The organism is Treponema sp. R80B11-R83G3, assembly GCF_054786115.1.
In genome coordinates this window covers 1-8,460 of record NZ_BDHF01000061.1, presented here as the reverse complement: position 1 = coordinate 8,460, position 8,460 = coordinate 1, and the positions used below count along the sequence as shown (strand labels likewise).

Genomic DNA, 8,460 nt, shown 5'->3' with positions numbered 1-8,460 from the left:
ATTTACAATAAAGGGAAAATGGCGGCCCAGAAAACCGGAGCCGCCCCCAAACACGATATTGTTTCTCTGTTTAAAAACTTACTTTGAATACCTTTTTGGATTATTCGGTTTTCCCGGCGTCGCGCAACTTGTATCCGTGACATACCATTCTTTTGCCGTGCCTGTTTTTTTAGCGACGGTTTCATCTCTGCAGATTGTTCTGGTATTGGTCGCTTTAGCGCTTGCGACCGCGTCCTTCGGGCCGCACGCGCTTCCATCAGGAGATTTCCACGCTCCCGCGTCAAAAAGGAATTCCGCAGTTTCGGCAAATTAAAAAAGACTACAATATACCTATCATCGGCGGAAATGTCGCGACTAAAGAAGGGACAAAAAATTTAATCGCCGCCGGCGCGGACGCGGTAAAAGTCGGCATAGGGCCGGGATCAATCTGCACGACGCGGGTTGTCGCGGGGATTGGCATTCCGCAGTTTACGGCGGTTTTGGATTGCGCCGAAGAAGCGTCAAAAACAAAAACTCCGGTAATTGCGGACGGTGGCATTAAATTTTCAGGGGACATTACAAAAGCGATTGGCGCGGGAGCGGGAGTTGTGATGATTGGCAACCTGTTCGCGGGGTTAAAAGAAGCGCCTGGAAACGAAATCATTTATGACGGAAGAATTTACAAAGAGTACCGTGGGATGGGAAGCATGGGGGCGATAGCGGACGGCTCCGGTGACCGTTATCAGATTGGCAAGGATGAAGAACCCGTACCGGAGGGAATTGAAGGGCGCGTCCCATACAAGGGAGAGCTTCGCACTTACATGAACCAGCTTATCGCCGGATTGCGAAAAGGCATGGGTTACTGCGGATGTAAAAGCATCGCGGAACTTAATGGGTATAAAAAGTTTGTAAAAATAACTGCGGCTGGCTTAAGGGAAAGCCATCCGCATGACATTACAATAACGCAGGAAGCGCCAAATTACTCACGATCTTGATTACTGGTACAAAAAAATCTGCACTAAGGATTTTATTGACAGCGATCCCGTCAAATTTCCGCGCCGTTTCAAAAAACGCGAAGACATAGAAATAGCCGCATTTTTGTCCGCAACAATCGCGTGGGGACGGCGCGACATTATCCTCCGCTCAGCGGAAAAAATGTTTACGTTAATGGATTTTAACCCGTATAATTTTGTTGTAACAGAGGGTTATAAAAAATTAAAGGACAAAAATATCCACCGCACTTTTTTTGAAAGCGACTTAAAATATTTTTGCAAGGGTTTTAAATACATATTCGATAAATACGGAAATCTTGAAAACTTAATTTTAGCGCAGGGTGAAAAAACAGGCGGCTCAAGCATGGGACAAAAAAATCCCTCATTACAATGCGACGTATGGAAAGGGTTTTATTTATTTCGCGAGGAGATGGCTAAGGCCAATAAGGGCGAGTACTCCATACACGTTTCCGACGCCGGTAAAGAAGACGAAAACGGCTCCGCTTGCAAAAAGCTAAATCTGGCCCTGCGCTGGCTTGTGCGCGAAGGCCCTGTAGATTTAGGTTTATGGAAAAAAATTAAACCTGCCGCCCTATACATCCCGCTTGACGTTCATGTCTCGCGGATTGCGAGAAAGATGGGGTTATTGGAGCGCAAATCCAATGATAAAAAAGCGGTCATTATGCTGACTGAAAAATTACGGGAGTATTGCCCAGAGGACCCGGTAAAGTATGATTTCGCGTTATTTGGCGTTGGCGTTAAGAAGACCTCACACAAAGATCACTAAGGAACAAAGAACACAAAGGGGGGATTAGGGGTTGTTGTCCGCTATCCTATCGTGAAGCCCACGCATTATCTTCGGACAATAATCCTTGTCCGTTATCTTATCGTGATACTCAGGCATAGCCTTCGTACAAAAACCCCTGATTCCTCTTTGTGTCCTTCTCTTCCTTTGTGTTCTGCGCACTGACGGCAGCCTAAAGGCCGCCTTGCTTTTATTGTAAACAGCGGCATTTATTGGTGCTACGTTATGCGACATTATTCATCCACACGGCTGCGCCGTGCGTTTGTTTAACGTGTGTGAAATCTTCCGGATTTTTTTTGCAGAGTACTGGCTATCTTTCACCTAACAGGGATTTAATTTCTTGAATATCGCTTATTAATTTGCTGCGCGTTAGTTTTTGAAAACGCATGGGAAGCATTTCTTTTGACGTACATTCCAAAACCGCGACAAGGTTTTGCAATTCAACTTCGTAGGGGTGGTCTGCGGGAATAAAGTCGCTCATCGCCTCTTCCATGTCTTCGCGTTTCACATAAATACGGTCGGCCATTGCGGCGATAAGTTTCGCGCGGACAAGAACCGCTTCCAAATCCGCGCCTGAGTATTCGTAATCATACTTTTTAAAAAGATCGGAAATTGAAAAATTGCGGATGTCCAAGTCAAGCTTGCGCACTAATGTGTTAAAAAGGTCTTCCCTGTCTTTTTTTGTTTCAGGATAAAAAAGAGCCAGATGCTCTTCGGCGCGTCCCTGCCTTTTAAGGTCAATCGGTATTAAGTCGGGACGGCACGTGATTAAAAACCAAATAATTTTTCCGCGATATTCCGTATTGCCCATGAAAGAGGCTATTTGCGCAAACACGCGGTTGCTTGTGCCGGAATCCCCTTCCTGAGAGCGGTCTCCCAAAAAAGCGTCCGCCTCGTCTATCATCACTCCTACTGGAGCCATCGCCACAAGAATATTCAACACTCTTTCAAGATTAGATTCCGTCTCTCCCTGCCACTTGGTTCTGAAATTGCGGAACTTCACCATCGGGATTCCAATCTCTCCGGCGAAGGCGCTAACCATAAAACTTTTACCCGTCCCTACTGGGCCCGCGATTAAATAACCCATCGGCAATACGTCGGGGCGCCCTTTTTTTATAGCCTTCGCCGCGTTCTTAAACCGCTTCTTTACAAAGTCATGCCCCGACACATGGGAAAGATCGTAAGACGTTTCCATAAACTCCAAAAGACCGCCTGCCCCGTTCTCGATTATTTCTTTCTTTTTTTGCCGCATGAAATCAAGCGAAATTGGTTTCTCGTTTTCATAACTTTCAGCGGCCAGGCGGTACAGGTTCATCAGATTAAGACCGGACGTAATAGACGCGAGCCTTTCGGGAGATAATCCGCGTTCAAGCAGGAGTTTTCCTTTTTCTTCTTCAGAGCGGAGAAAACTTTCCCTGATTTTCGCGTTCGGAAACGGAACGCTTATTTTTACAATAGCCGGAGAACTTGTAAGGCGCGAAGAAATATCGGACAAGTTTTCAGTTAACAGAATAATTGAAATATCGCCCTTAATAAACTTAGGGTCGGTCGCCCAGCGGTTAAACGTTACCATACAGTACCTGTCCCTGTCCGATAAACGGATTAAATCCCCGGCGGGAACAATATGTTCGGCAAAATCAACTATTAAAACCTTTCTGCCTTTAACCCGTTTTTCCTCGGGCGCCTGAGAGAGAAAATACTTTTCAAGATACGGAAAACACCGCTCAGGATCATTTGAAACAAAATCGCCCGAGTCAAAATCGGGGCTTGCGGCAAACTGCGGGGCGGACGAAAGATAATTTTTTTCCATGTGAGATTCGCAAAATGTCAGCCCCCTTGAGCTGTCGTAGAACGCGATTATTTCCTTATTGCCGAATAAAATTTCAGAGATATAATCCTGCACTCTTTTAAAAGTGAACTCGCCTTCATTTTTTTCGTGGGGAAGAAAATCCCTTATGTTGCCATGTAAAATATATACGTTTGCGGTTTTTGAGCGGTATTTATTCGCAAGCTCTTCAGCCCATGCCGGCAGAACTTTTATAATATCATCGTAATTATATATATATTGATCGGACATCCCCCTCCCCCAATATATATTATATTACATAACCTTTACCTTTTTGGCAACAAACTGGACATATAATCCAATAATAAATTCTTATATTCCTCGTTAATTTTATGTTCTGCCGCCATATAAGCGCGATTTTCGGCTTCAGCGGGAGTGGAATGCCCTTCCCTGCTGTTAAAATTGTACGGTAACAATACGGCTTTTGTAGTGTTATCGGTAAGATTCGCGCCAAGTTCTATCCGGGCAAATTTATTTGGATTATTGGGAAGATCAACCGGAGAAACTGATACATTAACATTAAGAATATAGCGCGAATTATTGCCGCCGCTTAGAAAACCAATATCGGAAAGCGCTTTGGCAAAAGCGCCTTGAATTCTTCCGGCTTTGTCGTTTTTTACAATTATGCCAATCGGAATTGTCTTGGTAATTTTCTGCGCTTCCAACCTGTAATTGTCGCCTCTAACAAGTCCCTGGGCATACGATGACGCGCCAATAAACGTAAGCAGATTCCCATAGCTGATATTTATATCGGCAACCATGGCGGCAAACTGATAACGGGCGAATCCGTCCAGCGTGTTTTTCTCCGCCTGCTGCATATTAACCAGTTTATCGATCATTGCCTGATTGTCTTTTATCATATTGGAATAAACCTGAAGCGCCTTGGCCTTATTTAAAATGGCCGCAGCATAATAATTTTTGTTGTCATTCCATGTATCGCCGATTTCCGCCCCGACAAGAGAATCCATGCCGGCTGAAGTTTGAATGGAATTGCTAATGGCGGTATTTTCCGACCAATTTGACACGGCGCCGCTCCTTAGCGCTTCCATGTAGGTTGTTGATATTTTTTCGTCAACTTGTATGCTTTGGCCGAATGTGGCTACAAGTTTGCCAAGAGCGTCTTTCTCAGCTTCCTGGCGGGAATTACCAACGCCTGTTACGGCAACGTATGATTGCTTGTCAAATTTCCTATATGGATCGCGAACCCAATCCGGCGTTCCGATTGTTCCGATATTTGAACCGCCTTTATTTTGGGTATCGGCAGACGACGCGCAAGATGCAAACGCCAACAGCAAACAGAAAATTGTTATACAACATGAAAAAGCCACAAAATTTTTTCTTAACATATATAATTCCTTTTTATTCCCGCTTAATTGCCTTGTTTGGCAATTGCAAGAGTATAAACATAGCCTGTTTTTGGATCAATCCAAAATTCAATGATTTGAAAATTATTTATCTTTCCTTCGCTTTTTGTTTGAATCATACTGGAAGCTCCCATTCCTGTTCCTGTTTTATCAGTTGACGTAACCCGTGTTGACATGCCTTCGATTAGTCTCGCGACCGCCGCTTCCGTTGATTTTTTGACAGTATCTTTAAGTCTGACCTGATTTCTGGCAAATCCCACCGCCGTTAAAAACCCGTCAATCTTCGGTAAATCTCGGCTATAAGTCCAGTTTGGACGGCCATCCTTATTTAAAGAAGCTGTAAAATTAACCGATATTGACGGAACAGCATATTTAAAACGCACAAAAACCGAGTTATCAGTTCTAAATACGTCATTTACTGAATCAAATGTCAGCTTATCAATATATTTTTCAATATCGGTATCGTAGTCAAGTTCAATTTTAGAATCAGCAATATAATCAAAAAAATTTACGCCGTTGCTGTAGGTGGATTCAATATTTCCCCTAACGCCATGATACATTGCAACTTTTCTGGCGGCGTCTTCTTTTGCAGAGGTAATTTCATCATCTTTTTTTGTATGCAGACCGGATATCCCTATAATAATTATTGAATTTTCAGAAGGGCTTGTAATCCAATGCCCTGATGCGACTTGTTCCTTCATGGAAGGTATAATATAATTTTTTGCGGCAACATCAGATGAAACTAAGGACGTGCCTGACGCGCAAGAAAAGATTAAAAAAGCAACTCCCAAACAAGCAAATATTTTTTTCATAATACTGCATTAAAATACAACAGGATGAAAATCTGCTCCATCCTGTTGTAATTTAGCAACTATTTGTCGCCGACGCCCAGTTCAGAAGAATAGGCTTTGTCAAAAGCCTTATTCATCCGGTCTTCGGCGTTAAAGGAAGCCATCGCCGGAACAGCCAGCCTTGCGGCGGCCTGAGCCTGATTGATCTCGCTGACAGTACTTGCCTTACTCAGTTGAACCACAACCCAATAATTTCCAGCTTCATCCGTGTCTTCTTGGACAATAGTGGAACCTGTAAGGGTCGATTTTGAAAGCGCTACCGTGATGTTTTCTTGAAATGAGAGAGCCGCTTTTGGATCAACTTCGCTGCCGGCTGAATAATCCCGTACCATATCCTGAATCATTGTATTCATTTGGCGGGAAATTTCCGCGCGCGCGCGTGTTGCCGCAGTAGTCCGCGCAAGACTTAAGGACTGCGCCCGTGCGGTTCCGATGCCTACAAGCGCGTCTTCCGGCGTATTCTTTACCGCATCTTTAACAAACTGCGGAACATTACCGCCGATTTTCCGCTCAGCTTTAGGGGCACTACCGCCGCCGCCGCCACTGCCGCCTGTAGAAGGACAGCCGGAAAAGCCCAAAATTAAACACAGTACAATAGCAACTCCAATAATCTTTTTCATAACAAAACTCCTTGATGTTTTTTTTAAAAAGGCATACGCCTTTATTTGGTTAATATATCGCAAACTGCGATTTTATTCAAGTATTTAAGTAATATTTTTACCGTCTTTATTAATAAACCTCAAAATCATAGATTTTAACGTTTTATGAGCCGATTCCGCCCATAAATTTTGTAGAAAAACTCCTTATATAACGTCAATAAGACATTCTGTAAAAAACGCCCATCCCAATGCCGTTTCGAGTGGGAATAGGGGCGAACGTAATATGATAGAGCGGATTATCTTCTTTATAACTGTAATACGTACCGTTCTTTTTTGCCAAATCAATGTCATAGGAGAAAGGGCGGATATGGCCGTAAATAACACCCGCTAACAGAATTGCATTACCGACTAAAATTGATGTCTCATCCATATCGGTAGTCAAAATTATATATCTTGATCAATAGTGGCTTGAAACACGCCACACTTGTACACAATCTATCATATACCTAACTATATATCAATAATTTATGGTAAATAATTTAATAATTTACTATTTGTCAATTGATATTATAACTTAAAGTGGGTAAAGTAAAGAAAATATAACTATTAGTGTGGTAAATGACTGATTTAAGGAAGGTGCTTGCTTTCAATATGAAGTTGCACCGTAAAAAACTGGGTCTCTCGCAGGCAAAACTGGCAAAATTGATAGACGTATCCGATAATTACATTGCTTTAATAGAAATCGGCAGGCGTTTCCCTTCAATATCAACCCTTGAACAGTTGGCAACCGCCCTGAATATCGACACTCTTGAACTTTTTTCCATAAAAACCATTGAATTATCCAAGAAAAAAGAGCTAAAAGACACTATTTTGGCGTATATTGACCAAATTCTAAGCTTGAAGCTTCTTAATGAGGATAAATAACGGCAAAGATTTTTATCACGAACCACACGAACAAGGAGCGCGAATCTGAAAAGCGGAGAGATTTACTACGGATATGCGCGTAACAGATAAATAAAAGAATCAGGAGTGTTGTCCTAAGGCTTAGCTTGAAACATCTTGATAAGATAACGGACAAAAACCCCTTAATGATGTGCGGCGGCGTATTCTGTTTTGGGAGATTTTTCAGAAGAATAAACTGCTTTCGGTCCTTGAACAAGGCAACCTTGATCATATTCCTGCATTTTTTTATCACTTATAATGCCCAAACGGTGCAACCCTTCGGCATCCTGATGAATAACTTTTAATGCCTCGCTTTGATATTTTTTCATTACCGTCTCCTAGATTTCAATTAATTCACCTGTAATAAGCGCGTCATTGAGTTCCTTATCAGGTATAACATGGTACATAATAAACCTCAATTGGCGGATGTGCCTTGGAAAATATTATTTAAATAATGTCCATAAATATCATCATACTTGCTAGAATTTCCAAATGGATTTCCAAGAAGGTCCACATTTGCGCCTCTAACACTTTTACTTATTTTGATTGATGCTTGCTTGGATCTACTCTGGTGTGTGTGTTTAAACGCCCCTTCACCAATATAAATAACACTGATAAGCGCGTAAAAGAGAGCGGAATTAAGGGGTTTTTGTCCGTTATCTTAGCGTGAAGCTCACGCATAGATAACGAACAACAACATTGCTCACTGCTCATTGCTTCCCCCTCTTGATCTTTGTACCTTTGTGCTCTGCGCACTGACGGCTGCCTAAAGTCAGCCTTGCTTTTATTGTAAACTGCGGCGTTTATTGGTGCTACGCTGTGCGGCATTTTTCATCTACACGGCTACGCCGTGCGTTCAGTTAGCGTGTGTGAAGTCTTTGGCGATAGTAAGCCTTTGGCGTAATTAGAACTTTATAGTAACAAGAAGCTCAAATTCAAGACCGCCGAAAATGTTGTTTGATAACCATTCCAGTTCGGTATCGCCGGAAGTGTCGTCCAATTTTGTTTTAAAACTCATGTCTTGAAAGTCAACTTCAAAGAAATTGTCTAAAAGAGAACTAATGCCGGCACCGATTACTATG

The 8,460-nt window shown here is 42.6% G+C and carries 10 protein-coding genes; 4 read left to right on the top strand and 6 right to left on the bottom strand.

Going from position 1 to position 8,460, the window contains the following annotated elements; genetic code table 11:
- From ACYVRH_RS08985 to ACYVRH_RS08975, 3 genes are all read left to right on the top strand, one after another.
- The coding region (locus ACYVRH_RS08985) for a hypothetical protein (protein WP_461256581.1) at positions 1 to 313 on the top strand (313 nt) is incomplete at its 5' end.
- Positions 222 to 974: an IMP dehydrogenase gene (gene guaB / locus ACYVRH_RS08980; RefSeq protein ID WP_461256580.1), complete on the top strand. Its 753-nt coding sequence runs from the start codon at positions 222 to 224 to the stop codon at positions 972 to 974. The genes ACYVRH_RS08985 and guaB, both read left to right, overlap by 92 nt.
- Entirely contained in the window at positions 958 to 1,758 is an 801-nt protein-coding gene (locus tag ACYVRH_RS08975) for a TIGR02757 family protein (RefSeq protein ID WP_461256582.1), read from the top strand. The genes guaB and ACYVRH_RS08975 overlap by 17 nt, the downstream gene beginning before the upstream one ends.
- Before the next feature lie 328 nt (positions 1,759 to 2,086).
- Here the strand turns inward: ACYVRH_RS08975 and ACYVRH_RS08970 are convergent, their stop codons facing one another.
- From ACYVRH_RS08970 to ACYVRH_RS08950, 5 genes are all read right to left on the bottom strand, one after another.
- The gene (locus ACYVRH_RS08970; protein ID WP_461256579.1) at positions 2,087 to 3,853 is read right to left on the bottom strand and encodes an ATP-binding protein; all 1,767 of its coding nucleotides are present in this window, start codon (positions 3,851 to 3,853) and stop codon (positions 2,087 to 2,089) included.
- A 35-nt stretch (positions 3,854 to 3,888) separates the two neighbouring features.
- Positions 3,889 to 4,968 carry an LPP20 family lipoprotein gene (locus ACYVRH_RS08965; RefSeq protein WP_461256578.1) on the bottom strand — a complete coding sequence of 360 codons (1,080 nt, stop codon included), beginning with the start codon at positions 4,966 to 4,968 and terminating at the stop codon, positions 3,889 to 3,891.
- A gap of 23 nt (positions 4,969 to 4,991) precedes the next feature.
- Positions 4,992 to 5,798: a hypothetical protein gene (locus ACYVRH_RS08960; RefSeq protein ID WP_461256577.1), complete on the bottom strand. Its 807-nt coding sequence runs from the start codon at positions 5,796 to 5,798 to the stop codon at positions 4,992 to 4,994.
- 59 nt (positions 5,799 to 5,857) lie between these two features.
- Complete coding sequence (locus tag ACYVRH_RS08955) at positions 5,858 to 6,457, bottom strand: hypothetical protein (RefSeq protein ID WP_461256576.1); 600 nt, start codon at positions 6,455 to 6,457, stop codon at positions 5,858 to 5,860.
- Between the two features lie 193 nt (positions 6,458 to 6,650).
- Complete coding sequence (locus ACYVRH_RS08950; RefSeq protein WP_461256575.1) at positions 6,651 to 6,866, bottom strand: hypothetical protein; 216 nt, start codon at positions 6,864 to 6,866, stop codon at positions 6,651 to 6,653.
- A gap of 188 nt (positions 6,867 to 7,054) precedes the next feature.
- On the opposite strand from ACYVRH_RS08950, the gene ACYVRH_RS08945 reads away from it, so the two are divergent.
- Positions 7,055 to 7,360 (top strand): helix-turn-helix domain-containing protein, encoded by a 306-nt coding sequence (locus ACYVRH_RS08945; protein WP_461256574.1) that lies wholly within the window; start codon positions 7,055 to 7,057, stop codon positions 7,358 to 7,360.
- 161 nt (positions 7,361 to 7,521) lie between these two features.
- Here ACYVRH_RS08945 and ACYVRH_RS08940 read toward each other — a convergent pair whose 3' ends face one another.
- Complete coding sequence (locus tag ACYVRH_RS08940; protein WP_461256573.1) at positions 7,522 to 7,707, bottom strand: hypothetical protein; 186 nt, start codon at positions 7,705 to 7,707, stop codon at positions 7,522 to 7,524.
- Positions 7,708 to 8,460: the final 753 nt, after the last annotated feature.